The organism is Klebsiella sp. K5-204, from assembly GCF_030128585.1.
Taxonomy (GTDB): Bacteria; Pseudomonadota; Gammaproteobacteria; order Enterobacterales; family Enterobacteriaceae; genus Klebsiella; species Klebsiella quasipneumoniae.
This window is the reverse complement of the sequence record NZ_JAKUZS010000008.1, coordinates 20176-45859: the sequence shown is the minus strand read 5'-3', so window position 1 is coordinate 45859 and position 25684 is coordinate 20176. Positions and strand designations below refer to the sequence as shown.

The 25684-nt window shown below is 57.2% G+C and carries 24 protein-coding genes and 1 riboswitch; of the genes, 13 read left to right on the top strand and 11 right to left on the bottom strand.

The window, feature by feature from the left end:
- Positions 1–47: 47 nt before the first annotated feature.
- The 3 genes from dinF to MKR05_RS20500 all read right to left on the bottom strand — a co-directional run bounded on the left by dinF (position 48) and on the right by MKR05_RS20500 (position 2533).
- Positions 48–1364, bottom strand: a complete 1317-nt coding sequence (gene dinF / locus MKR05_RS20510; protein WP_044525128.1) for an MATE family efflux transporter DinF — start codon at positions 1362–1364, stop codon at positions 48–50.
- A 69-nt stretch (positions 1365–1433) separates the two neighbouring features.
- A complete protein-coding gene (lexA, locus tag MKR05_RS20505; protein WP_004206291.1) occupies positions 1434–2042 on the bottom strand; it encodes a transcriptional repressor LexA in 609 nt (202 codons plus the stop codon).
- A 122-nt stretch (positions 2043–2164) separates the two neighbouring features.
- Positions 2165–2533 (bottom strand): diacylglycerol kinase, encoded by a 369-nt coding sequence (locus MKR05_RS20500; RefSeq protein WP_004206290.1) that lies wholly within the window; start codon positions 2531–2533, stop codon positions 2165–2167.
- A 128-nt stretch (positions 2534–2661) separates the two neighbouring features.
- Here MKR05_RS20500 and plsB point away from each other — a divergent pair, with 128 nt between their 5' ends.
- Positions 2662–5085, top strand: coding sequence for a glycerol-3-phosphate 1-O-acyltransferase PlsB (gene plsB, locus MKR05_RS20495; protein ID WP_048296431.1), 2424 nt, complete (start codon positions 2662–2664; stop codon positions 5083–5085).
- A 58-nt stretch (positions 5086–5143) separates the two neighbouring features.
- Here plsB and ubiA read toward each other — a convergent pair whose 3' ends face one another.
- The 5 genes from ubiA to malK form a co-directional block, all read right to left on the bottom strand.
- Positions 5144–6010, bottom strand: a complete 867-nt coding sequence (gene ubiA, locus MKR05_RS20490; protein ID WP_002884808.1) for a 4-hydroxybenzoate octaprenyltransferase — start codon at positions 6008–6010, stop codon at positions 5144–5146.
- A 12-nt stretch (positions 6011–6022) separates the two neighbouring features.
- A complete protein-coding gene (gene ubiC, locus MKR05_RS20485; RefSeq protein ID WP_048296430.1) occupies positions 6023–6520 on the bottom strand; it encodes a chorismate lyase in 498 nt (165 codons plus the stop codon).
- 187 nt (positions 6521–6707) lie between these two features.
- Entirely contained in the window at positions 6708–7637 is a 930-nt protein-coding gene (gene malM, locus MKR05_RS20480) for a maltose operon protein MalM (RefSeq protein ID WP_008807310.1), read from the bottom strand.
- Positions 7638–7751: 114 nt separating this feature from the next.
- A complete protein-coding gene (locus MKR05_RS20475; protein WP_002884747.1) occupies positions 7752–9041 on the bottom strand; it encodes a maltoporin in 1290 nt (429 codons plus the stop codon).
- A gap of 85 nt (positions 9042–9126) precedes the next feature.
- Positions 9127–10236 (bottom strand): maltose/maltodextrin ABC transporter ATP-binding protein MalK, encoded by a 1110-nt coding sequence (malK, locus tag MKR05_RS20470; RefSeq protein ID WP_002884743.1) that lies wholly within the window; start codon positions 10234–10236, stop codon positions 9127–9129.
- A gap of 370 nt (positions 10237–10606) precedes the next feature.
- On the opposite strand from malK, the gene malE reads away from it, so the two are divergent.
- The 3 genes from malE to malG all read left to right on the top strand — a co-directional run bounded on the left by malE (position 10607) and on the right by malG (position 14376).
- Positions 10607–11797 carry a maltose/maltodextrin ABC transporter substrate-binding protein MalE gene (gene malE, locus MKR05_RS20465; protein ID WP_004206285.1) on the top strand — a complete coding sequence of 397 codons (1191 nt, stop codon included), beginning with the start codon at positions 10607–10609 and terminating at the stop codon, positions 11795–11797.
- Between the two features lie 129 nt (positions 11798–11926).
- A complete protein-coding gene (gene malF / locus MKR05_RS20460) occupies positions 11927–13471 on the top strand; it encodes a maltose ABC transporter permease MalF (RefSeq protein WP_023291623.1) in 1545 nt (514 codons plus the stop codon).
- 14 nt (positions 13472–13485) lie between these two features.
- A complete protein-coding gene (gene malG / locus MKR05_RS20455) occupies positions 13486–14376 on the top strand; it encodes a maltose ABC transporter permease MalG (protein WP_002884725.1) in 891 nt (296 codons plus the stop codon).
- 193 nt (positions 14377–14569) lie between these two features.
- Here the strand turns inward: malG and psiE are convergent, their stop codons facing one another.
- Entirely contained in the window at positions 14570–14980 is a 411-nt protein-coding gene (psiE, locus tag MKR05_RS20450) for a phosphate-starvation-inducible protein PsiE (protein WP_004206282.1), read from the bottom strand.
- Between the two features lie 370 nt (positions 14981–15350).
- On the opposite strand from psiE, the gene MKR05_RS20445 reads away from it, so the two are divergent.
- The 6 genes from MKR05_RS20445 (at position 15351) to MKR05_RS20420 (ending at position 19228) form a co-directional block, all read left to right on the top strand.
- Positions 15351–16628, top strand: coding sequence for a serine dehydratase subunit alpha family protein (locus MKR05_RS20445; RefSeq protein WP_048296428.1), 1278 nt, complete (start codon positions 15351–15353; stop codon positions 16626–16628).
- A 62-nt stretch (positions 16629–16690) separates the two neighbouring features.
- Entirely contained in the window at positions 16691–17431 is a 741-nt protein-coding gene (locus MKR05_RS20440; RefSeq protein WP_048296427.1) for an AzlC family ABC transporter permease, read from the top strand.
- The gene (locus tag MKR05_RS20435) at positions 17424–17744 is read left to right on the top strand and encodes an AzlD domain-containing protein (protein WP_004206276.1); all 321 of its coding nucleotides are present in this window, start codon (positions 17424–17426) and stop codon (positions 17742–17744) included. The genes MKR05_RS20440 and MKR05_RS20435 overlap by 8 nt, the downstream gene beginning before the upstream one ends.
- A gap of 20 nt (positions 17745–17764) precedes the next feature.
- Entirely contained in the window at positions 17765–18145 is a 381-nt protein-coding gene (locus MKR05_RS20430) for a RidA family protein (protein WP_023291620.1), read from the top strand.
- A 109-nt stretch (positions 18146–18254) separates the two neighbouring features.
- A complete protein-coding gene (locus tag MKR05_RS20425; RefSeq protein WP_048296426.1) occupies positions 18255–18764 on the top strand; it encodes a GNAT family N-acetyltransferase in 510 nt (169 codons plus the stop codon).
- A gap of 8 nt (positions 18765–18772) precedes the next feature.
- Entirely contained in the window at positions 18773–19228 is a 456-nt protein-coding gene (locus MKR05_RS20420; RefSeq protein ID WP_023291618.1) for an acyltransferase, read from the top strand.
- A gap of 48 nt (positions 19229–19276) precedes the next feature.
- Here the strand turns inward: MKR05_RS20420 and pgi are convergent, their stop codons facing one another.
- Entirely contained in the window at positions 19277–20926 is a 1650-nt protein-coding gene (gene pgi, locus MKR05_RS20415; RefSeq protein WP_023291617.1) for a glucose-6-phosphate isomerase, read from the bottom strand.
- Between the two features lie 348 nt (positions 20927–21274).
- Positions 21275–21510: riboswitch (Lysine riboswitch) on the top strand.
- 179 nt (positions 21511–21689) lie between these two features.
- Between pgi and lysC the strand changes: the two genes are divergently transcribed.
- The 3 genes from lysC (at position 21690) to MKR05_RS20400 (ending at position 24496) form a co-directional block, all read left to right on the top strand.
- A complete protein-coding gene (gene lysC / locus MKR05_RS20410; protein ID WP_048296425.1) occupies positions 21690–23039 on the top strand; it encodes a lysine-sensitive aspartokinase 3 in 1350 nt (449 codons plus the stop codon).
- Positions 23040–23177: 138 nt separating this feature from the next.
- Positions 23178–24107, top strand: a complete 930-nt coding sequence (gene panS, locus MKR05_RS20405) for a ketopantoate/pantoate/pantothenate transporter PanS (protein ID WP_023291615.1) — start codon at positions 23178–23180, stop codon at positions 24105–24107.
- Positions 24108–24223: 116 nt separating this feature from the next.
- On the top strand, positions 24224–24496 hold the full coding sequence (locus MKR05_RS20400; protein WP_004177859.1) for a DUF3811 domain-containing protein: 273 nt from the start codon (positions 24224–24226) through the stop codon (positions 24494–24496).
- Here the strand turns inward: MKR05_RS20400 and rluF are convergent.
- Positions 24493–25368, bottom strand: a complete 876-nt coding sequence (rluF, locus tag MKR05_RS20395; RefSeq protein ID WP_023291614.1) for a 23S rRNA pseudouridine(2604) synthase RluF — start codon at positions 25366–25368, stop codon at positions 24493–24495. The two genes, MKR05_RS20400 and rluF, sit on opposite strands and share 4 nt — an antisense overlap.
- Positions 25369–25684 lie beyond the last annotated feature (316 nt).

The window sequence follows — 25684 nt, the reverse complement described above, 5'->3', positions numbered from 1 at the left end:
GGCGCGACCGGAGGACGTTCACCGATAATGGCGAGCTAGAGAAAGGGCTAACTAAACCAGGTGCCGCGTCGCCAGTGGCGGCGCCAGATCAGCGCCAGCGACAGGCCTCGCAGCGCGAGAAACACCGCCAGCGCCAGCCACAGGCCGTGATTGCCGAGCGCCGGGACCGTAAGCAGCGTCACGGCGAAGCCGGCCGCGGCGACCGCCATACTGTTCCGCATCTCCGCGCCGCGCGTCGCGCCGATAAACATGCCGTCCAGCAGATAGCACCAGACCCCGACCACCGGCAGGATAGTCTGCCAGATCAGATAGCGATCGGCCAGCTGCTGCAGGGAAGGCAGCGAGGTTAACAGCGCGATGATGTACTCCCCCGCCAGGCTGTAAACCAGGGCAAACGCCAGCGCCACCATACCGGACTGCCGGCAGGCCGCCCGCCACACCTCCAGCAGCTGGCTGCCGTCGCGCGCGCCGTAGGCCTGGCCGGAGTGGGCCTCCACGGCATAGGCAAAGCCATCCAGCGCGTAGGCGGTAAAGGTCAGCATGGTCATTAGTACGGCGTTGACCGCCACGATATCGCTGCCCAGACGGGCGCCGTAGACGGTCAGCGCGCCAAAGCACAGCTGCAGCAGCAGGGAGCGCAGCATGATGTCGCGATTCAACGCCAGCAGACGGCGCATGTCGCCGCGCCAGGCGTTTTTCAGCATCGCCAGCGACACGCCGCGCAGCGTTAGCACCCGCTTCGCCATCATCAGGCCGATAATGAGAGTGGCGTACTCCGCGGTGACCGTGGCCAGCGCCGCCCCCTGGACGTTCATCCGCAGGCCCATCACCAGCCACAGGTCGAGCACAATATTCAACAGATTACCGACCACCAGCAAAATCACCGGCGCCCGGGCATACTGGACCCCCAGCAGCCAGCCGAGCAGCACAAGGTTGGCCAGCGACGCGGGAGCGCTGAGCCAGCGGATATCGAGAAACCGTCTCGCCTGCTCGAGAACCGCCTCGCTGCCGCCGACGATATGCAGGGCGAGGTTAATCAACGGCAGGCGAAACAGGATAATCAACACCCCGGCGCCCAGCGCCAGAGCCAGCGGCTGCACCAGCGCCCGTGCCAGTCGCAGCGGATCTTTGGCCCCCCAGGCCTGAGCGGTCAACCCGGTGGTACTCATGCGAAGAAACAGCAGCAGCATAAACAGGAAACTGGTGGCCGTCGCTCCGACCGCGACGCCGCCGAGGTATACCGGGCTGTCAAGGTGGCCGATCACCGCGGTATCCACCAGCCCCAGCAGCGGGACGGTGATATTGGAGAAAATCATGGGGAGTGCAAGGCGCCACAGCGCTTTATCGGCAGCGTTGAGCAGCATGTTCGGAGACCTGATTGAGGACAAACGTCGCAGCGTCATGCATCAGATGACGCTGCGCGGGGGCAGGCGTTACAGCCATTCTCCATTACGGATCACGCCAACGGCCAGACCCTCAATGGTAAAACTCTGCTGACGCAGATCGACAACGATAGGGGTAAATTCGCTGTTTTCTGGCAACAGTTCGACGACGTTGCCCTGCTTTTTCAGGCGCTTCACCGTCACTTCATCGTCAATGCGCGCTACCACCACCTGGCCGTTACGCACATCCTGGGTTTTGTGGACCGCCAGCAGATCGCCATCCAGAATACCGATGTCTTTCATCGACATCCCGCTGACGCGCAGCAGAAAATCGGCGTTGGGCTTGAACATCGACGGGTCGACCTGATAGTGGCCTTCAATATGCTGCTGCGCCAGCAGCGGCTCACCGGCGGCGACGCGGCCGATCAGCGGCAGGCCGTGCTCTTCTTCCGTCAGCAGGCGGATACCGCGCGAGGCGCCGGAGACGATCTCGATTGCGCCTTTACGCGCCAGCGCTTTCAGGTGTTCTTCCGCCGCGTTTGGGGAACGGAACCCCAAGCGCTGAGCAATCTCCGCACGCGTCGGCGGCATGCCCGTCTGGCTGATATGATCCCGAATGAGATCAAACACCTCTTGCTGCCTGGTCGTTAACGCTTTCATTCCGCCCCCTGGGTGTATATACAGTTATGCTGTGAGTATATACAGCTAACGGTGATTTTGGAACCACATGGCACACAAAAATCGGCAGATTGTTTATATTTTGCGAGGGTTAGCGAAGAACGTTAGTGATAATGGCTCCACAGCAGCGTTCCCCAGGTGATCAGCGCGATGATTATCGCCAGCAGGACCGCCGCCGACCCCATGTCTTTGGCGCGCCCTGAAAGCTCGTGATAATCCGAGCCAATACGGTCCACGACCGCCTCAATCGCGCTGTTGAGAATTTCGACTATCATCACTAGCAGGACCGAGCCAATCAGCAATACGCGGGTGATGGCGTCGACGTCCAGCCAGCAGGCTATCGCGACGGCCACGATGGCGGCGACACCTTCCTGACGAAACGCGGCCTCGTTGATCCACGCCGCGCGAAATCCTTTCCAGGAGTAACCTGCCGCCTTAATGATTCGGGTTAACCCGGTGGTATTATTGGCCATCACAAAACCTTTTTATGTAAATGACGTCGATGAGTGTACGCGTTTGCCGCGCGGTAACGGAAATTTTGCCCGCTTTCTGTTATTCTTGCCGCGCATTTGCATGATTAACCAGAGGCTTCACATCGTTTATGTCCGGCTGGCAACGAATTTACTATAAATTACTGAATTTACCATTACGGGTGCTGGTAAAAAGCAAGTCTATTCCGGCAGAGCCTGCTCAGGAATTAGGACTCGATACCTCGCGTCCGGTCATGTACGTCCTGCCCTATAACTCCAAGGCGGACCTGCTGACGCTGCGCGCCCAATGTCTGGCGCATGATTTACCTGACCCGCTTGAACCGCTGGAAATCGACGGCGCCCTGCTGCCGCGCTACGTATTCATCCACGGCGGGCCGCGCGTATTCACCTACTACACGCCAAAAGAAGAGTCCATCAAGCTGTTCCACGACTACCTCGATCTGCACCGCAACCATCCGGATCTCGATGTGCAAATGGTGCCGGTGTCGGTGATGTTCGGCCGCTCGCCGGGTCGTGAGAAAGGGGAAGTTAATCCGCCGCTGCGGATGCTTAACGGCATTCAGAAATTTTTCGCCGTCTCCTGGCTCGGCCGCGACAGCTTCGTGCGCTTCTCGCCTTCCGTATCGCTGCGCCGCATGGCGGATGAGCACGGTACCGATAAGATCATCGCCCAGAAACTGGCACGCGTCGCGCGGATGCATTTTGCCCGCCAGCGCCTGGCCGCCGTCGGCCCGCGTCTGCCGGCCCGCCAGGATCTGTTTAACAAGCTGCTGGCGTCGAAGGCCATTGCCCGGGCGGTGGAAGACGAAGCGCGCAGCAAGAAAATTTCCCACGAGAAGGCCCAGCAGAACGCGATTGCGCTGATGGAAGAGATTGCCGCGAACTTCTCTTACGAGATGATCCGCCTGACCGACCGCATTCTCGGCTTCACCTGGAACCGCCTGTACCAGGGCATCAACGTGCATAACGCCGAGCGCGTACGCCAGCTGGCGCACGATGGCCATGAGATTGTCTATGTCCCCTGCCACCGCAGCCACATGGACTATCTGCTGCTCTCTTACGTCCTGTACCACCAGGGGCTGGTGCCACCGCATATCGCGGCGGGTATCAACCTTAACTTCTGGCCAGCCGGGCCAATCTTCCGCCGCCTCGGCGCGTTCTTTATTCGCCGCACCTTTAAGGGCAATAAGCTCTACTCCACGGTGTTCCGCGAGTACCTTGGCGAACTGTTCAGCCGCGGCTATTCCGTAGAGTATTTCGTCGAAGGCGGCCGCTCCCGTACCGGCCGTCTGCTCGATCCGAAGACCGGTACGCTGTCGATGACCATCCAGGCGATGCTGCGCGGCGGCACCCGGCCGATCACCCTGGTGCCGATTTACATCGGCTACGAGCACGTGATGGAGGTAGGGACCTATGCCAAAGAGCTGCGCGGCGCCACCAAAGAGAAAGAGAGTCTGCCGCAGATGGTGCGCGGCTTAAGCAAGCTGCGCAATCTTGGCCAGGGCTACGTTAACTTCGGCGAACCGCTGCCGCTGATGACCTATCTGAACCACCATGTGCCGGAGTGGCGGGAAGCGATTGACCCGATCGAAGCGGTCCGCCCTTCCTGGCTGACGCCGACGGTGAATAACATCGCCGCTGACCTGATGGTACGCATCAACAACGCCGGCGCGGCCAACGCCATGAACCTCTGCTGTACGGCGCTGCTGGCCTCCCGCCAGCGTTCGCTGACCCGTGAGCAGCTCACCCAGCAGCTGGAGTGTTACCTCGCGCTGCTGCGCAATGTGCCCTATTCGCCGGATGCCACCGCGCCGTCCGCTTCGGCCAGCGAGCTTATCGACCACGCGCTGCAGATGAACAAGTTCGAAGTCGAGAAAGACACCATTGGCGACATCATCATTCTGCCGCGCGAGCAGGCGGTGCTGATGACCTACTATCGCAACAACATCGCCCATATGCTGGTGATGCCGTCGCTGTTAGCCGCCCTGGTGACTCAGCATCGTCATCTCAGCCGCGCCGAAGTGCTGCGCCATGTGGAAACGCTCTATCCGTTCCTCAAAGCCGAGCTGTTCCTGCGCTGGGAAAAAGCGGAGCTGGCCGGAGTGATGGATGCGCTGATTGCCGAGATGCTGCGTCAGGAGCTGATCGTCATCGATGGCGATGTGATGTGCCTCAACCCGTCGCACTCTCGCTCTCTGCAGCTGTTGGCCGCAGGCGCCCGCGAGACGCTGCAGCGCTACGCCATTACCTTCTGGCTGCTGAGCGCTAACCCGTCTATCAACCGCAGCTCGCTGGAGAAAGAGAGCCGTACCGTGGCTCAGCGCCTGTCGGTGCTGCATGGCATCAACGCGCCGGAGTTCTTCGATAAAGCGGTGTTCAGTACCCTGGTGCTGACCCTGCGCGATGAAGGCTATATCAGCGATACGGGCGATGCCGAGCCGGAAGAGACCCTGAAGGTCTATCGGATGCTGGCGGATTTGATTACGTCGGATGTACGTCTGACGATCGAAAGCGTCACGCAGGACGACGCGTAACGCGGCGTTTGCTGTCCTCCTCGCCCCCCGGCAAACCGGGGGGATGGGGACAGGGATTTTACAGGTAGCTCATCGCCAGGCCGAGGAACAGCACCAGCCCGACGTAGTTATTGTTCATAAACGCTTTAAAGCAGTTATCGCGGTCGCGATTGAAGATAAGCTTCTGCTGCCAGCCAAACAGACCCGCCGCCACGAACAGCGACCAGTAGTATTCCCAGCCCAGCCCGTTCAGCCAGCCTACCGCGCCCATCAGCGCCAGCACGGCCACCTGCAGGATACCGATAATCAGACGATCGTTTTCGCCGAACAGGATCGCCGTCGATTTAATGCCGATCTTGACGTCGTCATCGCGATCCACCATCGCATACTGGGTATCGTAGGCCACCGCCCACAGAATGTTGGCGAGGAACATCAGCCAGCAGCTCAGCGGCAGCGATTCGCTGACGGCCGAGAAGGCCATTGGGATCGACCAGCCAAAGGCCGCCCCCAGCACCACCTGCGGCAGATGGGTGTAGCGCTTCATAAACGGATAGACCCACGCCAGCGCCAGCGCCGCCACCGACAGCAAAATCGTCATGGTGTTGAGGGTGAGCACCAGCAGGAAGGAGAGCAGCACCAGAACGATAAACAGCGTTCGCGCCTCTTTCTCGGTGACGTCGCCGCTCGGCAGCGGACGGCGGGCGGTACGCTTTACGTGACCATCAAATTTTCGATCGGCATAGTCATTCACCACGCAGCCGGCGGCGCGCATCAGCCAGACGCCGGCGACGAATACCGCCAGGATCCACAGCGGCGGGACGCCCGGCGAGGCCACCCACAGCGCCCACAGCGTCGGCCACAGCAGCAGCAAGGCGCCGATCGGTTTGTCAGTGCGCATCAGGCGATGAAACGCCAACAGCTTATTCTGCGACAGACTCCACTCCATTTTTTCTTCCTCTTAGTACAACGGCGACGCAGGCAAAAACAGCTCGGTCAGCAGCAGGGGTTTGCCGCTCAGCCGCAGGCGGGAACGACGCCCCCACAGCGCTGCATCGCGACCAATTTCAATAAAATCGCGGGTTAACGTCGACGACGTGAACAGGTATCGGCCCAGCGGGGTCTGCCCGAGCTGCTGTAGCGCCAGCTCCGGCCCACACAGCGTCGACTCCGGCACCACCGTGCGCCCGGCCAGCCAGGGCTCGCCATCGGCATTGAGTATAATCTCCCGCAGCCAGTAGCGCGGCTCGTCGGGCAACAGCGCCGCTTCGTCAGCCAGCGCCTCACGCCCGATATACCCTTCGTTAACCAGGGTGACGGTGACCTGCTTTCCTTGTTGCTCAAAACGCTGGGTCATTGAGTCCTCCAGCAGCAGCCAGTCACTCAGGGGCGTCGCCAGGGGCGGCATAACGGCAAAATAGCGCAGCGCACGCAGTCGCGTAAGCGCAGGATGGGACATGCCTGATTCTCCGGTACATAACGTGAGAGCATTGTATCGCAGAATAGGCGGTTGGTGGCGGGCAAACGTCAATATACGATCATTCACGCAACAGCCATGCAACAGACCGCCGCGCGTGCAAAAAAAGGTGCATCCCGGAGGATGCACCTAAAGGCTGTGCCTAAACATCAGCATTGTGGGGAGACGATTACCCCTTGCCTTTTACACTGCTGATAAAGGTGGAACGAGCGGATTTGGAGCCGAGGCGCTCAGCTTCGTTCATCAATTTCAGGGCTTTGTCGATGTCACCTTGTTTCACCGCCTGCTTAATACCGTTGTTGAAGTAGGTCTCGGTATCGCTGAGCATCGGTTCGCTTTTGGCGGCCGGCGCCGCAGCGGCTGCGGCGGCTGGCGCAGCTACCGGCGCCGCGGTGTTACCGACGGTGACCGGGCCCGGGCCGGAGGAGCCGAACAGCGGCCCCACCAGCACGCTGGAGGTGCTGTTGGTTTTCACTTTCAGCTTCAGCACGCCATCGGTGGTATGTTTGGCGATCGGATCCGGGATGTCCGGCGCCGCATTGCCTGCGCCTTTGGCATAGGCCTTCGCCGGATCCAGCAGGGTGGTGGTCTGCTGGAGATCTTTCTCAGTAGTAAACACCAGCACATAGAGCTTCTGCTGGCCCAGCGCCGGGGTCAGGCGCATCACACCGCCCAGGCGATCGGCAGTCATCACGCCCGGCTGCTGATAGGTAAAGTAGTTGCTGGGAAAGAACGCCGCTGGCGTCATGTTCTGGTCGAGAATCAGCACGTTCGGCGCAAAAATCTGCTTATGTTTGTTCAGTTCGCTGTCGAGGGTCAGGGTCAGCTCACCGATATTGGCCGGCACGCTCCAGGCGGCGACCGGTCCGACGATCCCTGGAACATCCAGGCGTTGACCGCCGGTGGTTAAATCTACGCTCTGCGTCTTCGATTGATCGGCAGGCGTCCAGATCAGCTGCTGCAGCGCGCTGGCTGGAATAGACGGCGCGGCGCTGGTGTTCTGCGGTACAAAGTTAACATCGGCAAGGCTCATCCCCGGCACGCATGCCAACATCCCTGCGGATAAACACAGAGCGACGAGAGTTTTCTTCATTTTCATTCTTCTCACCTTGGATAGCATCGGTTTAGCGGTAGCCAGGCAATAGCGCGCTAACCCTGAATAGTCAGGAGGGGCCGATGCCCCTCCCAGGTTACACCCGTCCTGCGGACGGTATTACCACCACACTTCCATCTGGGCACCGAAGGTAACTTCGCTGTCGTCACCGCGGCTGGAGGTGAAAGCGCCGCTTCCGCTGCTGTCTTTCGTCTGCAGACCAGAGGTGTTGCTGTAGCCCCAGTTTTCATCCCACTTCGCGTAGGTTGCGAAGATACGGATAGCCGGACGAGACCAGACGCTGTTGCCTGCCTGCCACTGTTGAGCCAGAGTAATTTTGTACTGGTTGTTGTTTTCGCTGGTACGCTGAGATTTCACGTTGTCGTAACCGATTTCCAGCTGGGTGCTCATGATCGGCGTCCATTTGTACATCGGACGAACACCCACGGTGTACCAGGTGGAGCCGTTTTTGCTGTCCAGATCCACGTCCTGGTACATCGCAACGTACATCAGGCCCCAGTCATCGTTGAAGTCCATCGCGCCGTGATCCAGAACGCGGATCATGCTGCCGTTGTTATCGATGCTGGTTCCCTGAGAGTGGCCGCTGTTCCAGGAGGTCATTGCGTCAGTGGCGTACTGAACCACAAACTTGTTGAAGCCGCCCCAGATGGACTGAGTATGTTCACCGGTCCACATCCAGCCGTCTTTCGACGCGCCGTCTTCCAGGCGATAGTCATCCTGCGGGTTCGCACGGCCGTAATCGACGCCTAACTCCAGCACGCCGCCCGGGTTGGTTTCCAGGCCCGCCAGACGGATGTCAAAGACGTCGTTGGCAGTTTTCGCAGCATATTTCTTGGTGTCATCGCTGGAGAAAGTATAAGAGCCGCCGCTTTCTGAGTTACGGGTAGCGGCCAGAGAGAGCTTACCGAAGCCAAGGTCAACGTTTTCCAGACCTGCACCTGGGCCGGAGATATCCCAGTAGTAGAAGTCGATCATGTGAACGTCATGACGCTGATAGAAGCGTTTACCCGCCCACAGCGTGGAGCCCGGCAGCCAGTCGATCAGGTTTTTACCCTGGATGTTGGCTTCACGGAACGCCGGAGAGGTGCTTTCCCAGTCATCTTCCTGATTCACGGAATAGGCAACGTTAGTATCGAAATAAAAACTCTTATCTCCTTCCTTCCACAGCTCCTGGCCCAGCTTCAGTTCCGCATAGGTTTCACATTCGTTACCAAGACGGTATTTACTTTGAGCGCCGGTCGCTTTGAAGCACTGTTGCTCGCCGCCGCTGCCGGTCCAGCCAATGCCGGAACGCGCGTAGCCATGGAAATCGACAGCCAGCGCCTGAGCAGACATAACGCCTGCCGCGACGGCGACCGCCAGTGGAAGTTTGCGCAGAGTAATCATCATTCTATCTCCTGAGATCATTGCTTTTCTTTGCACGCTTCGCCGGTGTACCGCCAGCCGGGTTCGCGCCTTTTTTTAATGGGAAGCCTTACACGCCCGGCTCTTTATGCAGCCGACGACAAGCGGTGCCATCCTCACGGAATAAATGGCAACGTTCTGGCGGCAAACCGATAGCGAATGTGGCTCCCTCTTCTACCAACACCACGTCGTTCTGGCGGTAGACCAGGTTTTGACGGATGGCGGGGATCTGGATATGAATTTGCGTTTCGTGACCTAACTGCTCGACAACCTGAACCTCGCCTTCGAGGGTCACATCGGCGATATCGCTGGGCAGTAAATGCTCCGGGCGGATACCTAAGGACATGTTGGCGCCCGCCTGAACGTTGGCGCTGTCCACCGGTAGCCAGATTTGCTGACGGTTTGGCAGTTCAACCTGCACCTGATCGATAGCCGTCGCGGTGACTTTGACCGGCAGGAAGTTCATCTTCGGTGAACCGATAAAGCCGGCGACGAAGCGGTCAGCCGGATAGTGATAGAGTTCCAGCGGTTTCCCGACCTGCGCCACACGGCCGGCGTCGAGGACCACGATCTTGTCCGCGAGGGTCATCGCTTCCACCTGATCGTGGGTCACATAGATCATGGTGCGGCCCAGTCGCTTATGCAGACGGGAGATTTCGATACGCATCTGAACGCGCAGGGCGGCATCGAGGTTGGAGAGCGGCTCATCCAGCAGGAAGACGCTCGGCTCAGCCACCAGCGTACGGCCAATCGCCACACGCTGGCGCTGACCGCCGGAGAGGGCTTTCGGTTTACGCTCCAGCAGATGGGCCAGCTGCAGCACTTCCGCCACCTGGGTCACCCGCTGGTTAATCAGATCTTTTTTCGCGCCGGCCAGCTTCAGGCCAAACGACATATTTTCCGCAACGGAAAGGTGGGGATAGAGCGCATAAGACTGGAATACCATCCCAACGCCGCGTTCTGCCGGTGGGATCTCGTTCATGCGGGTGTCACCGATAAACAGGTCCCCGCTGGTAATAGTTTCTAACCCGGCAATCATACGCAGCAGGGTAGATTTGCCGCAGCCCGATGGCCCGACAAACACGACGAATTCCCCTTCGTGGATATCGAGATTGATATCTTTCGATACCACCACGTCACCCCAGGCTTTCGTTACATTTCGCAGCTGTACGCTCGCCATGCCCTTCTCCCTTCGTTACAACCTGTCACTAACAGTCACATTCAAGATGGGTCGACTATGCGGCATTCATTAGCCGGGCAAATCCTCCACCCCCCGGCTTTTTTATGGGGGAGGAGATGGGAGGATGAGAGATTGGCTCTCGCCGCGGGGGATGGCGGGCAGCGGGTGATTTCGTGATGGAGGCGACAAAATTGGGCGCTTTTTTCTGTGCTCCAGGACGCAATACGGCCGTTTTTGCAATGGAGATCACACAACCAGCGGGTGGGGCGTAGACCTGGGGAGGATGGAAAGGGGTTGTTAAAAAAGGAAACTCATCATCGTTAAGCCACCGAAGTGTATCCACGAGTACAACACCAAAAAGGACGGGTATATGAAAATCAAAACTGGCGCTCGCATCCTCGCGCTGTCGGCACTGACCACGATGATGTTTTCCGCCTCTGCCCTCGCGAAAATTGAAGAAGGTAAGCTGGTTATCTGGATTAACGGCGACAAAGGCTACAACGGCCTCGCTGAAGTGGGTAAAAAGTTTGAAAAAGACACCGGCATTAAAGTTTCTGTAGAACACCCGGACAAGCTGGAAGAGAAATTCCCGCAGGTTGCGGCGACCGGCGACGGCCCGGACATCATCTTCTGGGCGCATGACCGTTTCGGCGGCTACGCGCAGTCCGGCCTGCTGGCGGAAATCACCCCGGACAAAGCGTTCCAGGACAAACTCTATCCGTTCACCTGGGATGCCGTTCGCTATAACGGCAAACTGATCGCCTACCCGATCGCGGTGGAAGCGCTGTCCCTGATTTACAACAAAGACCTGGTGCCGAACCCGCCGAAGACCTGGGAAGAGATCCCGGCGCTGGATAAAGAACTGAAAGCGAAAGGTAAGAGCGCGCTGATGTTCAACCTGCAGGAACCGTACTTCACCTGGCCGCTGATCGCTGCCGACGGCGGATACGCGTTCAAGTTTGAAAACGGCAAGTACGATGTGAAAGACGTCGGCGTGGACAGCGCAGGCGCGAAAGCGGGCCTGACCTTCCTGGTTGACCTGATCAAGAACAAGCACATGAATGCCGATACCGATTACTCCATCGCGGAAGCGGCCTTCAACAAAGGTGAAACCGCGATGACCATCAACGGTCCGTGGGCGTGGTCTAACATCGATAAGAGCAAGGTTAACTACGGCGTGACCCTGCTGCCGACTTTTAAAGGCAAACCATCGAAACCGTTCGTTGGCGTGCTGAGCGCGGGGATCAACGCCGCCAGCCCGAACAAAGAGCTGGCGAAAGAGTTCCTCGAAAACTACCTGATGACCGATCAGGGTCTGGAATCCGTTAACAACGACAAACCGCTGGGTGCGGTGGCGCTGAAATCCTTCCAGGAAAAACTGGAAAAAGATCCGCGCATCGCTGCCACCATGGCGAACGCCCAGAAAGGCGAAATTATGCCTAACATCCCGCAGATGTCCGCCTTCTGGTATGCCGTTCGTACCGCGGTTATCAACGCCGCCAGCGGTCGTCAGACTGTCGATGCTGCGCTGAAGGATGCCCAGAGCCGTATCACTAAGTAATGCTGTAGCGCACGTGCCGGATGGCGGCATGAATGCCTTATCCGGCCTACACAATCCGTAGGCCGGATAAGCGCAGCGCCATCAGGCACTGACGCCGACAGATGTTTAACGCTGTAGAGGATGATCCCCATGGATGCCGTTAAAAAGAGACACTGGTGGCAAAGTCCGCAACTCACATGGTCTGTGATTGGCTTACTGTGCCTGCTGGTGGGTTACCTTGTTGTTTTGATGTACGCCCAGGGGGAGTACCTGTTCGCCATCATGACGCTGATTTTAAGCTCAGTTGGCCTGTATATTTTCGCTAATCGCAAGGCCTATGCCTGGCGCTATGTCTATCCCGGCCTCGCCGGCATGGGCCTGTTTGTCCTGTTTCCGCTGATCTGTACTATCGCTATCGCGTTCACCAACTACAGCAGCACCAACCAGCTGACCTTTGAGCGCGCGCAGCAGGTGCTGATGGATCGCTCCTTCCAGGCCGGCAAAGCCTATAACTTCACGCTGATCCCGGCAGGCGACGAGTGGAAGCTGGCCCTGACCGATGGCGAGAGCGGTAAAAACTACCTTTCCGACGCCTTTAAATTCGGCGGCGAGCAGAAGCTGGCGTTAAAAGAAACTGACGCCCTGCCGGAAGGCGAGCGCGCCAACCTGCGCGTCATTACCCAGAACCGCACCGCGCTGAACCAGCTGACCGCCGTACTGCCTGATGACAGCAAAGTGATCATGAGCTCGCTGCGCCAGTTCTCCGGCACCCAACCGCTGTATACGCTTGGCGAAAACGGCGAGCTGACCAACAATCAAACCCACGTCAAATACCGCCCGAACAACGACGTTGGTTTCTACCAGGCAATCAACGCCGACGGTAGCTGGGGCACAGAAAAGCTGAGCCCGGGCTACACCGTGACTATCGGCTGGGATAACTTTACCCGCGTCTTCCACGATGAAGGCATCCAGAAACCGTTCTTCGCCATCTTCGTCTGGACGGTGGTGTTCTCGGTTCTGACCGTGGTGCTGACCGTCGCGGTGGGGATGATCCTCGCCTGCCTGGTGCAGTGGGAAGCGCTGAAAGGCAAAGCGATTTACCGTGTCCTGCTGATTCTGCCGTATGCCGTACCGTCATTTATTTCGATTCTGATTTTCAAAGGCCTGTTCAACCAGAGCTTTGGTGAAATCAACATGATGCTCAGCGCGCTGTTCGGCATTAAACCGGCGTGGTTTAGCGACCCGACCACCGCGCGCACCATGATCATCATCGTCAACACCTGGCTGGGCTACCCGTACATGATGATCCTGTGCATGGGGCTGCTGAAGGCGATTCCGGACGATCTGTACGAAGCGTCGGCAATGGATGGCGCCGGCCCGTTCCAGAACTTCTTTAAAATTACCTTCCCGCTGCTGATTAAGCCGCTGACGCCGCTGATGATCGCCAGCTTCGCCTTTAACTTTAACAACTTCGTCCTGATTCAACTGTTGACCAACGGCGGTCCGGACCGTCTCGGCACCACCACCCCGGCCGGTTATACCGACCTGCTGGTGAGCTACACCTACCGTATCGCCTTTGAAGGCGGCGGCGGTCAGGACTTCGGCCTGGCGGCGGCTATCGCAACGCTTATCTTCCTGCTGGTTGGCGCGTTAGCGATTGTGAACCTGAAAGCCACACGCATGAAGTTTGATTAAGGGAGATAACGATAATGGCTATGGTCCAACCCAAATCGCAGAAGCTACGTTTATTTACCACGCATCTCCTGCTACTGATTTTTATCGCCGCGATTATGTTTCCGCTGCTGATGGTTATCGCCATCTCGCTGCGCGAAGGCAACTTCGCCACCGGCAGCCTGATCCCGGATACCATCTCCTGGGAACACTGGCGTCTGGCGTTAGGCTTCAGCGTCGAACACGCGGATGGCCGCGTCACGCCGCCGCCGTTCCCGGTCCTGCTGTGGCTGTGGAACTCGATTAAGGTCGCCGGGATTACCGCGATCGGTATCGTCGCCCTCTCCACCACCTGTGCCTACGCTTTTGCCCGTATGCGCTTCCCGGGGAAAGCGACCCTGCTGAAAGGGATGTTGATTTTCCAGATGTTCCCGGCGGTGCTGTCGCTGGTTGCCCTGTACGCGTTGTTTGACCGCCTGGGCCAGTACATCCCGTTCGTCGGCCTCAACACCCACGGCGGCGTGATCTTTGCCTACATGGGCGGTATCGCCCTGCACGTCTGGACGATTAAAGGCTACTTCGAAACCATCGATGGCTCGCTGGAAGAAGCGGCGGCGCTGGATGGCGCGACCCCATGGCAGGCGTTCCGCCTCGTGCTGCTGCCGCTGTCGGTGCCGATTCTGGCGGTGGTCTTTATTCTGTCGTTCATCGCCGCCATCACCGAAGTGCCGGTCGCCTCGCTGCTGCTGCGCGATGTGAACAGCTATACCCTGGCGGTAGGCATGCAACAGTATCTCAACCCGCAGAACTATCTGTGGGGCGATTTTGCCGCCGCGGCGGTACTCTCCGCCATCCCAATCACGGTAGTGTTCCTGCTGGCGCAGCGCTGGCTGGTGAACGGCCTGACGGCGGGTGGGGTGAAAGGTTAAGTTTTTTTTGTAACACCGGCCCCAAATTTCAGATGGGGGCCGACGGTCTAGCCGCAATACACGACCCCAACCGGGTATTGTCGCCGTCGCCCTCAGCTGAAAAAGTAAGGCCAATGCCACTGCTATCCTCAACTGGACCCTACATAAATTCTATTTGTGACTGTTGGTCAGCGGCCCTGGAGGCCGCTTTTTTTTATTCGCGTTTCAGGCGATTGGAGTTACACAGCCAGAGCGTAATCACCAGGATCAGGATCGCGGCGGAGTATATGAGCACCGCCATCGGCGATTCATGATCGATGATGATCAAACGCACAATCGCGGTGATGCCGATATAGACGAAATAGCGCAGCGGGAAGTGGAACCCCGACTGAAAATACTTGACGATCAGCGCGATAAATTCGAAGTAGAGAAAGTAGACCACCAGTCCTTCCACCAGCCGGTACTTACTGGTCGGCTCCGGGGTAAAGAGGACATCGGCCAGATGCAGCGTCTCTTTACCGAGGAAGACGATCAGGATAATCCCCAGGCACAGCAGCCCCAGATTCAAAACCGTTTGCATCGCAGTGGCGATAAAATTTACCAGTGGGCGATAAACCGACGACATATTCACACCTCATAATCAGTCCTTGTTGCGTCCGGTATAGCGCAAAAGTGTGATCCAGATCTACAGTTACCCCTCACCGCGTGGGCTTTCCACGTTTGCGCCCTCAGGACAGGATTTCGGCAAAAGAGAAAAATGCTCTCCTTAACGGCGTGTGATCGACATAACTGAATCCCCTTTTTTGTATAAAACTATCCCTGCACAGTCATTGTTAATCAATAACTTAATTTACATACAGACCTGCATGTTTAGATAAGGCTAAAAATAAAATTTTTCTCCAGACCTTAATAAATAAAGGGTTATTTGAGAAAGTTTTTTTCTGCCGATTCCCTTAGCATATTTCCTCATCATCTTACGTCCAGGAATCATAATAATGTCTGACCAAGCATCCTCACTTTTTATTCGCTGGCTACAGCGAGAAGTCGCACCAGCATTAGGTTGTACGGAACCTGTTGCTATTTCATTTACCACCGCTTACGCCGCGAAACATTTAGCGACACCCTGCGAAAAAATTAGCGGTTTTATTTCTGCCAACCTGTATAAAAACGCCACGGGCGTCACGATTCCCGGCACGACAGTTAATGGCGTCGCGCTGGCCGCCGCCATCGGCGCCTTTGGTGGCGATGCCGATAAGGGATTACAGACCCTGGCAGGCATTACTTCACAGCATGTGGAACAGGCACAAGCGCTGGTGGATGCCGGCCACGTTACTATTGACGTCCAGGATACGCCTGACTTTATTCATCTCGATCTCACCCTCAGCGCCGGTGACCAGACCTGTCGCGTCGTGGTAAAAGGCACGCATACCAATGTGGTCGAGTTATATATTAATGGCGAACAGCAGCCATTACACGCCGGGGAAAATAGCGCCACAGCGCAGACTGAACTGCCAACTTTCTCTCTCCAGGAAGCGTATGACTTTATTATCTCCACCCCGGTTGAGAATATTACGTTTATTCTGGAAGCCGCCCGCCTCAATAGCGCACTGGCTGCAGAAGGCAAATCGAAAAAGTATGGGTTGAATATTAACGGAACATTCTCTGAAGCCGTTAAAAATGGTTTGTTAAGTAATGACTTAATGAGCGAGGTCATTATCAACACCGTCGCAGCTTCCGATGCGCGTATGGGCGGAGCCCCGGTGGTCGCCATGTCGAACTTCGGCTCTGGCAACCAGGGGATCGCAGCGACCATGCCGGTAGTTACCGTCGCCGAGCATCTGAATGCCGATGAAGAGACGCTCGCTCGCGCGCTGGCGCTCTCGCATCTGACGGCCATTTCCATCCATTCGCGCTATACCCGCCTGTCCGCACTGTGCGCGGCCTCCACCGCCGCCATGGGCGCCGCCGCCGGTATGGCATGGCTGTTTACCCGCAATATCGAAACCATCAACACCGCCATCATCAATATGATTAGCGATGTTACCGGCATGATTTGCGATGGCGCTTCCAACAGCTGCGCGATGAAGGTCTCCTCGGTGGTTTCCAGCTCCTTTAAATCTGTGTTGATGGCGATGCAAAACCGCTGCGCCAGCGCCAACGACGGCATTGTCTGCGCCGACGTCGAACAGTCGATTAATAACCTGTGCCGCCTCGTGATTAAGCCTATGGCGCAAACCGATAAAGAGATCATTCGCATTATGGTCAGCAAATAAGACCAGCCCTTTTGTACCCTACGCAATAATGATTTATTGCCTGCACCAACAGGTATTTTACGATGAATAAAAAAGTCATATTACGCGGCGCCAGCGCCATTATGCCCCTGTGCATCGGGGACTTTCCTTTCTCGTTCATTGTTGGCGCATTAAGCGTCAGCGCCGGCATGAGCGTCTGGCAAAGTACCGCGTGGTCGGCGATTGTGATTGCCGGTTCGGCGCAAATGCTGGCACTGAATATGTTAAAAACCGGCGCCACGCTCGGCGTGATTATTTTCACCACATTAATTATTAATCTTCGCCATGTGCTGTATAGCGCCTCTATTTCCGGCACCGTGCGCGAAGCCTCATTCTTTAAAAAATGCTTTATGTCCTATGCGCTCACCGACGAAGTGTATGCCACCACCGTCAAAGAGATGGAAGGAAACAAAAAGGAAAAATATCTGTTTTATGGTTCGGCGATGGTCACCTTCTGGGCGATTTGGGTGCTGGCCGATTTTCTTGGCGCGCTGGTCGGCGCCTCGTTTCCCCACATTGAGAAATACGGTCTCGATTTCGCCATGGTCGCCGCCTTTATCGCCATCGTGGTGCCGCAAATTAAAAGCCAGGCCTGCACCGTCGCCGCGGTAGTGGCCGCCGTTTCCGGCGTGCTGTTAGTGGTCCTGCCCTACTCGCTGGGTATCGTTGTCGCCTCCGTGCTCGGCGTCCTTGCCGGCCTGTGCGTCGATCTGTCGGAAGAGCGCAAGCAGATGGCAACAACCGAATCCGACATGCCGTTAGTGGAGGCGCTGGAAAATGAGTAATAGCTATTTTATCGCCCTGACGCTGGGCATGGCCGCGGTCACTTTTCTTATTCGTTTCTCGTTTATCGGCCTTGCCGGCAAGATCCAGATGTCTGAGCGGGTGACCAAAACATTGCGCTTCGTGCCGGTCACCGTCCTGCCGGCCATCATCACCATTCAGATCCTGAGCGTGAATTCCAGCATGGAGTTCGACTTAAAAAATCCGAAGGTGATCGCCGCCATTATCTGTACGCTCGCCAGCTTCCGTTTAGGTCTGGTGTGGGTGGTGGTGAGCGGCGTCGGCTCGCTGGTGCTATTGAATTATTTTCTGTAACTGTTTGAAGGGGTAACCACATGATTATTACTACCGCTGACGCGCCCGCCGCGATTGGTCCGTACGTTCAGGGCGTCAATCTCGGCGCGATGACCCTCACCTCCGGCCAGCTGCCCATTAATCCGCAGGACGGCACCATGCCCGACGACATTGCCGAACAGACGCGCCAGTCGCTGGAGAACGTGAAAGCCATCGTCGAAGCCGCCGGCCTCACCGTTGGTCAGATCGTCAAAACCACGGTGTTTGTGAAAGACCTGGCGGATTTTGCCGCCATTAATGCCGCCTACGAGGCCTTCTTTACCGAACATCAGGCGGCCTTTCCGGCGCGCTCCTGCGTGGAAGTAGCCAGGTTACCGAAAGACGCTGGCGTCGAAATCGAAGCGATCGCTTTCGCCCGTTAATCCCCCCGGCTGGAGGAAGAACCTCCAGCCCCTTCCCCACCGATTTTTGTCGTTCCACGTTGTTCATATTACAGGCACTATAGCCACTGAACGACCCGAGGAACGCAGCATGTTAACTATCCGAAAGGCATTGCCCGAGGACGCGCCACAACTGAGCGCGATGGGTTATGCCAGTTACCAGCACCACTTCGCCCATCTCTGGCGCAATGCCGATGAACTGGCGTTATTTCTTAAGCAAGAATATGCCGAAGATGCGCTACGTCGGGGTCTTACCGATGCCAACCATCATTGGCTCATCGCCGAAGCCGCTTCCCCCGTTGGTTTCGCTAAATATAGCTATCAGCAGCGAATGGCTGAAGATGGCACGATGGGTACGCTGCTGCATAAGCTCTACCTGATGCCGGGGGAGACTGGCCACCGCTACGGCGAGCAGATTTTTCACGCCATCGAGACGCGAGCAAAAACGGCCGGCGAACGCTGGCTGTGGCTGGAAGTACTCGCCGCGAATCCCGCCGCGCGCCGTTTTTACGAACGCCAGGGGATGCAGCACATCAGAGACACGACTTTCCATTCCGCCAGCCAGCAAAGCACCTTGCATATTCTGGCCAAACCGCTGTGAGAGGAACTATGCCTGAGCTTCGTGATACCGGCGTACGTAACGTCGTCTGTGGGAAAAATGTCGTTATTTACCAGCCCGCCAACCTGTACGACTGCACGCTGGGTGATAACGTCTTCGTTGGACCGTTCGTTGAGATCCAGGGGAATACCCGCATCGGCGCGGAGAGTAAAATCCAGTCGCATACCTTTATCTGCGAGTACGTCACCATTGGCCGGCGCTGTTTTATCGGTCACGGGGTGATGTTCGCCAACGACCTGTTTCGCGACGGCAAACCAAACGCCGACCGCGCCAGCTGGGGGCGGATTGAGATTGGCGATGACGTGTCGATCGGTAGCGGCGCCACGATTCTGGCCGTCAACATCTGCGACGGCGTGGTGATTGGCGCGGGCAGCGTGGTGACGAAGTCCATCACCGAGAAAGGCGTGTGGGCGGGGAATCCAGCCCGCCTGCTGCGGCGGCTGTAAAAAAAATGCCGACCATAAGGTCGGCATTTCGTCTTAACGGCGCAAGCGTTATGCGCGCCAGGCTTTATAACGGTTAATCAGACCGTTAGTGGAGCTGTCGTGGCTGCTGACTTCGCTGCCGTCTTTCAGCTCCGGCAGGATGCGGTTAGCCAGCTGTTTGCCCAGCTCAACGCCCCACTGGTCGAAAGTGAAGATGTTAAGGATCGCGCCCTGGGTGAAGATTTTGTGCTCGTACAGAGCAATCAGCGCCCCGAGGCTGAACGGGGTGATCTCACGCAGCAGGATAGAGTTAGTCGGGCGGTTGCCTTCGAACACTTTGAACGGCACCACGTGCTCCAGGGTCGCCGGATCTTTACCCTGATCGCGATATTCCTGCTCCACCACTTCACGGGATTTACCGAAGGCCAGGGCCTCGGTCTGGGCGAAGAAGTTGGACAGCAGCTTCGGATGATGATCGGAGAGCGGGTTGTGGGTGATAGCCGGGGCGATGAAATCGCACGGTACCATTTTGGTGCCCTGATGGATCAGCTGGTAGAACGCGTGCTGACCGTTGGTGCCCGGCTCGCCCCAGATGATCGGGCCAGTCTGGTAGTCCACGGCGTGGCCGTTACGGTCGACATACTTACCATTGGACTCCATGTTGCCCTGCTGGAAGTAGGCGGCAAAACGGTGCATGTACTGGTCGTAAGGCAGAATCGCTTCGGTTTCCGCACCGAAGAAGTTGTTGTACCAGATACCGATCAGCGCCAGCAGCACCGGCAGGTTTTTCTCCGCCGGGGTGGTGGAGAAGTGCTTATCCATCGCATGCGCGCCAGACAGCAGCTCAACGAAGTTGTCGAAGCCCACGGAGAGAATGATGGACAGGCCAATCGCCGACCACAGGGAGTAACGGCCGCCAACCCAGTCCCAGAATTCGAACATGTTGGCGGTGTCGATGCCGAACTCGCCAACCGCTTTCGCGTTGGTGGAGAGCGCCGCGAAGTGTTTAGCCACATGCTTGTCGTCGCCCGCGGTCGCCAGGAACCAGTCGCGCGCGCTGTGGGCGTTGGTCATGGTCTCCTGAGTGGTGAAGGTTTTGGACGCGACCAGGAACAGGGTGGTTTCCGGGTTGACGTTCTTCAGCACTTCGGCGATGTGGGTGCCATCGACGTTGGAGACAAAGTGCATGTTGAGGTGATTTTTATACGGACGCAGCGCTTCGGTGACCATGAACGGACCGAGGTCGGAGCCACCGATACCAATGTTGACCACGTCGGTGATCGGTTTGCCGGTGTAGCCTTTCCAGCTGCCGGAGATAATCGCTTCAGAGAAGGCTTTCATCTTCTCCAGCACAGCGTTCACTTCCGGCATCACATCTTTGCCATCAACCACAATCGGCGTATTGCTGCGGTTGCGCAGCGCGACGTGGAGTACCGCACGATCTTCGGTGCGGTTGATCTTTTCACCGGAGAACATCGACTTGATGGCGCCTGCGAGATCGGTCTCTTTCGCCAGATCCTGCAGTTTAGCCAGCGTCTCTTCGGTGATGCGGTTTTTGGAGAAGTCCACCAGCATCAGATCGTCGAACGTCGCGGAAAACTTAGAAAAACGGTCGCTATCTTTGGCGAACAGCTCGCTGATAGTGACATCTTTCATTTCGTCGAAGTGTTTCTGTAATGCCTGCCAGGCAGAGGTCTGCGTTGGGTTGATGTTTTTCATTAGCAATACTCTTCTGATTTGAGATTGTGACTTCGGTCGATTGTAGCGCCGGTGACGGAAAATTGTGATGATTTTTGTGACTTGTCCCTGACGCCGGTCAGGAATCAGGTCAAAACGGAGTAAAAAGCCCCATTAGTATAGCTATCATAAGGCTTTTTTCTGTTAGCCGCAGGGGCATGAAAAATCCGCATAACCGCAGCGTTGACATAGCTGGCGTTAAGCCTTTATATATCCGCAGTGCTTACGTATTGTAAGTATCTATTGCTCGCGCATTTCACGCTACAGCGAAAGGGTATTCGCGGGGGATATAATGTCCTTATTCCCCCGGCCAGGTGAAAGACGTCGGTAATTGCCAGAAGAGGTGCGTTGCCCAGGTAACCGTATTGGAGGAACCAGTCCGGCGAAAATACGTGAGGGGGAGCAACGCCGAGGTGAAAGAGCGTCTGGTTACGCTCCTCACCGGCCACAGGGGCTGAATCCCCTGGGTTGTCACCAGAAACGTTCGCAGTCGGGCGTTTCATACCCGAACACTTCAGCGCCCAGAGCGGTGAGTCGGGTCTACAAGGTGGAGCACTTCTGGGTGACATCGTAGTTGTTTATCATTCTGCGCCACCCTGTTTATCGCTCTTCCCTTGTGCCATGGCTGAATAATTTGGCCTGGCTTATTAAGACATTTTGTTGCGATCCGGCGGCATCCAGCCCCTGTCAGGATCGGTGTTCAGGAATCGTTTTAATAAGTCAGGCCCCCTGACACGAGGTTGTTATGACAGATTTAGTCGTCGCCAAATTTGGCGGCACCAGCGTTGCTGATTTTGACGCGATGAACCGCAGCATTGATGTGGCGCTGCTCGATGCCAATACCCGTATTGTTGTGCTCTCCGCCTCTGCCGGCGTGACCAACATTCTGGTGGCCTTAGCGGAAGGGCTGGAACCCACCGAACGTTTTTCCCAGCTGGACGCTCTGCGCCAGATCCAGTTCAATATTCTGGAGCGTTTGCGCTATCCCAACGTGATCCGCGAAGAGATTGAGCGCCTGCTGGAAAATATCACCACGCTGGCGGAAGCCGCCGCGCTCGCCTCCTCTAGCGCGCTGACTGACGAACTGGTCAGCCATGGCGAACTGATGTCCACCCTGCTGTTTGTAGAGATTCTGCGTGAGCGCGGAATTCAGGCGCAGTGGTTTGACGCCCGTAAAGTGCTGCGCACTAACGATCGCTTTGGTCGCGCCGAACCGGATATCGCCGCCGTCGCCGAACTGACTCAGCAGCAGCTGACGCCGCGTCTGGCGGAAGGCCTGGTGGTGACGCAGGGCTTTATCGGCAGCGAAGCGAAAGGCCGCACCACCACCCTCGGCCGCGGCGGCAGCGACTATACCGCCGCTCTGCTCGGCGAAGCGCTGAATGCCACCCGCGTCGATATCTGGACCGATGTGCCCGGGATCTATACGACCGACCCACGCGTCGCGCCTGCGGCGAAACGCATCGACGTCATCGCCTTTGAAGAGGCGGCGGAAATGGCCACCTTTGGCGCCAAAGTGCTGCACCCGGCGACCCTGCTGCCTGCCGTGCGCAGCGATATCCCGGTATTTGTCGGCTCCAGTAAAGAACCTAAAGCGGGCGGTACGCTGGTGTGTAAAACCACCGAGAACCCGCCGCTGTTCCGCGCGCTGGCGCTGCGTCGCCGCCAGACGCTGCTGACGCTGCACAGCCTGAATATGCTGCACTCCCGCGGCTTCCTCGCCGAAGTGTTCGGTATTCTGGCGCGCCATAACATCTCCGTCGATTTGATCACCACCTCCGAAGTGAGCGTGGCCCTGACCATGGACACCACTGGCTCAACCTCTGCGGGCGATACCCTGCTGACCCAGGCGCTGCTGACCGAGCTCTCCTCGCTGTGCCGCGTGGAAGTGGAAGACGACCTGGCGCTGGTTGCCCTGATCGGCAACGAGCTGTCGAAAGCCTGCGGCGTCGGCAAAGAGGTGTTTGGCGTCCTTGATCCGTTTAACATCCGCATGATCTGCTATGGCGCGTCCAGCCACAACCTCTGCTTCCTGGTGCCTGGCGCCGATGCGGAGAAGGTGGTGCAGACGTTGCATCATAATTTGTTTGAATAAAATTCCTTAGCACGATAAACAATACCTATAGCCGGGCTCGAACCCGGCTTTTTTATAACAACATCAACACAACCAGCTGACCTGCTCGCCGCCCTACCGGGACGGCGCGGCCGGTTTGCGTATCGCAAGGAACACAACATGCTCGCAACTCTGACGCGGCTGTTCCCGTTATGGGCACTGCTGCTCTCCGTTCTGGCCTATTACACCCCCACCACCTTCACCCCGATCGGCCCGTGGGTTACCACCCTGCTGATGCTGATTATGTTCGGTATGGGGGTACATCTGAAGCTGGCGGATTTCAAACGCGTCCTGTCGCGTCCGGCGCCGGTCGCCGCAGGGATATTTCTGCACTATCTGGTGATGCCGCTCGCCGCCTGGCTGCTGGCGCTGCTGTTTCATATGCCGCCGGAGCTCTCCGCCGGGATGGTGCTGGTGGGCAGCGTCGCCAGCGGGACGGCCTCCAACGTGATGATCTTTCTGGCCAAAGGGGATGTGGCCCTGTCGGTGACCATCTCCTCGGTCTCCACCCTGGTCGGCGTCATCGCGACGCCGCTGCTGACCCGTCTGTACGTCGACGCGCACATTCAGGTCGACGTCATGGGGATGTTGCTGAGCATTCTGCAGATTGTGGTCATTCCCATCGCCCTGGGGCTGATTGTCCATCATCTGCTGCCGAAGGTGGTGAAAGCGGTGGAGCCGTTCCTGCCCGCTTTCTCGATGGTGTGCATTTTGGCGATCATCAGCGCGGTGGTGGCGGGTTCCGCGGCCCATATCGCGTCCGTCGGCCTGGTGGTGATTATCGCAGTGATCCTGCATAACACCATCGGCCTGCTCGGCGGCTACTGGGGCGGACGTCTGTTTGGTTTTGATGAATCCACCTGCCGTACGCTGGCGATCGAGGTGGGGATGCAGAACTCCGGCCTGGCGGCCGCGCTGGGGAAAATTTACTTCGGCCCGCTGGCGGCGCTGCCGGGAGCCCTGTTCTCCGTCTGGCATAACCTGTCCGGTTCGCTGCTGGCCGGGTACTGGTCAGGGAAGCCCATCGCCAAAAAAACCAGCAAGCGCTGAGCGTGACACGTCCGGGCGCCGGCCCGGACGTGTGCCTGCTTTAGTTGCCATACAGGCTATCAGTAAAATATTCATTGCCGTACACTGGGTGCTCTGGTCTGACTGAGGGCACCACCATGGCACTCCCCCGTATTACACAAAAAGAGATGACCGAGCGCGAACAGCGCGAATTGAAAACGCTGCTTGACCGCGCGCGCATTGCGCACGGCCGCCCGCTGAGCAATGCGGAAACGAACAGCGTAAAAAAGGAATATATCGATAAGCTGATGGCCCAGCGTGAAGCGGAAGCGAAGAAAGCCCGCCAGGTGAAAAAACAGCAGGCTTATAAGACGGATAAGGAAGCGACCTTTTCCTGGTCGGCGAATACGCCGACCCGCGGCAGGCGTTAACGCCCTTTCTTTTTACGTCCCGGCTGGGTGAAACGCTTGCCGTTGCCAGCCGGGCGGCCCTTATCGTTGCTATTTTCCATCTTCACCACCGGGCGCTTGATGCCGGGGGTCGCCGCTTTGGCCTTCGGCTTAGCTTTCGGCTTCGCTTCGGAAGAAGAGTTTTCAATCAGCTTGAACAGATCGATCAGCTCGTCATCGGTCAGATCGCGCCACTCACCCAGCGGGATCCCCGTCAGGCTGACGTTCATAATCCGCGTACGCTCAAGCTTCGTCACTTCATAGCCAAAGTGCTCGCACATGCGACGGATCTGGCGATTCAGCCCCTGCACCAGAGTGATGCGGAAAACGAACGGCGCTTCTTTCTTTACCTTACATTTTTTGGTCACGGTCCCGAGAATCGGTACCCCCGCGCCCATGCCGCGAATGAACTCATCGGTCACCGGCTTATCGACCGTAACCAGATACTCTTTTTCATGGTCGTTGCCGGCGCGCAGGATCTTATTCACCAGGTCGCCGTGATTGGTGAGGAAGATCAGCCCCTGGGAGTCTTTATCCAGACGGCCGATAGGGAAGATACGCTTGCTGTGGTTGACGAAATCGACAATGTTGTCGCGCTCGCCGTCTTCCGTGGTGCTCACAATGCCGACCGGCTTATTCAGCGCAATCAGCACCAGATCATCCGCTTCGCGCGGCTCAATCAACCGTCCGTTAACTTTGACCAGGTCGCCAGGCTTCACCTGATCGCCAATTGTGGCGCGCTTGCCATTGATAAAGACGTTGCCTTGTTCAATAAAGCGGTCCGCTTCGCGACGCGAGCAGATGCCGCTTTCACTGATGTATTTGTTTAATCGGGTTGATGAGTCGGGCAGCATAGATTCTCCTGTAAAAGCGAAATATACCCTACCTTGCGGGCGAGAAAAAAGATGTGCCTTTGCGCCCTCCGGCGCAAGGTGTGATCGACTACGCCTTTTTTCACAAAAGTGTCTCGCTCAACGCCTGGCAACTTTGCATGCTTAAATATCACAGAATCAGCGATTTAGCGTGCAATGCACAAAGGTGCCAACAACCAGCTATTGATAACGCAAATGTGCAAGATTATTCGCCAGATTAGGGTGATGAAATAAAAGAAAATCGCTTTAAACGGTGGCTCTAATAGGGTTATATCAGATCAACAGCACAAACCCGCGA

Excerpts from the sequence above, each read along its gene's own strand:
- malF (WP_023291623.1), top strand. The coding sequence starts at position 11,927 with ATGGATGCCGTTAAAAAGAGACACTGGTGGCAAAGTCCGCAACTCACA.
- ubiC (WP_048296430.1), bottom strand. The coding sequence starts at position 6,520 with ATGTCCCATCCTGCGCTTACGCGACTGCGTGCGCTGCGCTATTTTGCC.
- MKR05_RS20435 (WP_004206276.1), top strand. The coding sequence starts at position 17,424 with ATGAGTAATAGCTATTTTATCGCCCTGACGCTGGGCATGGCCGCGGTC.
- MKR05_RS20440 (WP_048296427.1), top strand. The coding sequence starts at position 16,691 with ATGAATAAAAAAGTCATATTACGCGGCGCCAGCGCCATTATGCCCCTG.
- lexA (WP_004206291.1), bottom strand. The coding sequence starts at position 2,042 with ATGAAAGCGTTAACGACCAGGCAGCAAGAGGTGTTTGATCTCATTCGG.
- MKR05_RS20420 (WP_023291618.1), top strand. The coding sequence starts at position 18,773 with ATGCCTGAGCTTCGTGATACCGGCGTACGTAACGTCGTCTGTGGGAAA.
- panS (WP_023291615.1), top strand. The coding sequence starts at position 23,178 with ATGCTCGCAACTCTGACGCGGCTGTTCCCGTTATGGGCACTGCTGCTC.
- malG (WP_002884725.1), top strand. The coding sequence starts at position 13,486 with ATGGCTATGGTCCAACCCAAATCGCAGAAGCTACGTTTATTTACCACG.
- malM (WP_008807310.1), bottom strand. The coding sequence starts at position 7,637 with ATGAAAATGAAGAAAACTCTCGTCGCTCTGTGTTTATCCGCAGGGATG.
- pgi (WP_023291617.1), bottom strand. The coding sequence starts at position 20,926 with ATGAAAAACATCAACCCAACGCAGACCTCTGCCTGGCAGGCATTACAG.
- lysC (WP_048296425.1), top strand. The coding sequence starts at position 21,690 with ATGACAGATTTAGTCGTCGCCAAATTTGGCGGCACCAGCGTTGCTGAT.
- malE (WP_004206285.1), top strand. The coding sequence starts at position 10,607 with ATGAAAATCAAAACTGGCGCTCGCATCCTCGCGCTGTCGGCACTGACC.
- MKR05_RS20430 (WP_023291620.1), top strand. The coding sequence starts at position 17,765 with ATGATTATTACTACCGCTGACGCGCCCGCCGCGATTGGTCCGTACGTT.
- rluF (WP_023291614.1), bottom strand. The coding sequence starts at position 25,368 with ATGCTGCCCGACTCATCAACCCGATTAAACAAATACATCAGTGAAAGC.
- ubiA (WP_002884808.1), bottom strand. The coding sequence starts at position 6,010 with ATGGAGTGGAGTCTGTCGCAGAATAAGCTGTTGGCGTTTCATCGCCTG.
- MKR05_RS20400 (WP_004177859.1), top strand. The coding sequence starts at position 24,224 with ATGGCACTCCCCCGTATTACACAAAAAGAGATGACCGAGCGCGAACAG.
- MKR05_RS20425 (WP_048296426.1), top strand. The coding sequence starts at position 18,255 with ATGTTAACTATCCGAAAGGCATTGCCCGAGGACGCGCCACAACTGAGC.
- psiE (WP_004206282.1), bottom strand. The coding sequence starts at position 14,980 with ATGTCGTCGGTTTATCGCCCACTGGTAAATTTTATCGCCACTGCGATG.
- MKR05_RS20475 (WP_002884747.1), bottom strand. The coding sequence starts at position 9,041 with ATGATGATTACTCTGCGCAAACTTCCACTGGCGGTCGCCGTCGCGGCA.
- MKR05_RS20445 (WP_048296428.1), top strand. The coding sequence starts at position 15,351 with ATGTCTGACCAAGCATCCTCACTTTTTATTCGCTGGCTACAGCGAGAA.
- MKR05_RS20500 (WP_004206290.1), bottom strand. The coding sequence starts at position 2,533 with ATGGCCAATAATACCACCGGGTTAACCCGAATCATTAAGGCGGCAGGT.
- malK (WP_002884743.1), bottom strand. The coding sequence starts at position 10,236 with ATGGCGAGCGTACAGCTGCGAAATGTAACGAAAGCCTGGGGTGACGTG.
- plsB (WP_048296431.1), top strand. The coding sequence starts at position 2,662 with ATGTCCGGCTGGCAACGAATTTACTATAAATTACTGAATTTACCATTA.
- dinF (WP_044525128.1), bottom strand. The coding sequence starts at position 1,364 with ATGCTGCTCAACGCTGCCGATAAAGCGCTGTGGCGCCTTGCACTCCCC.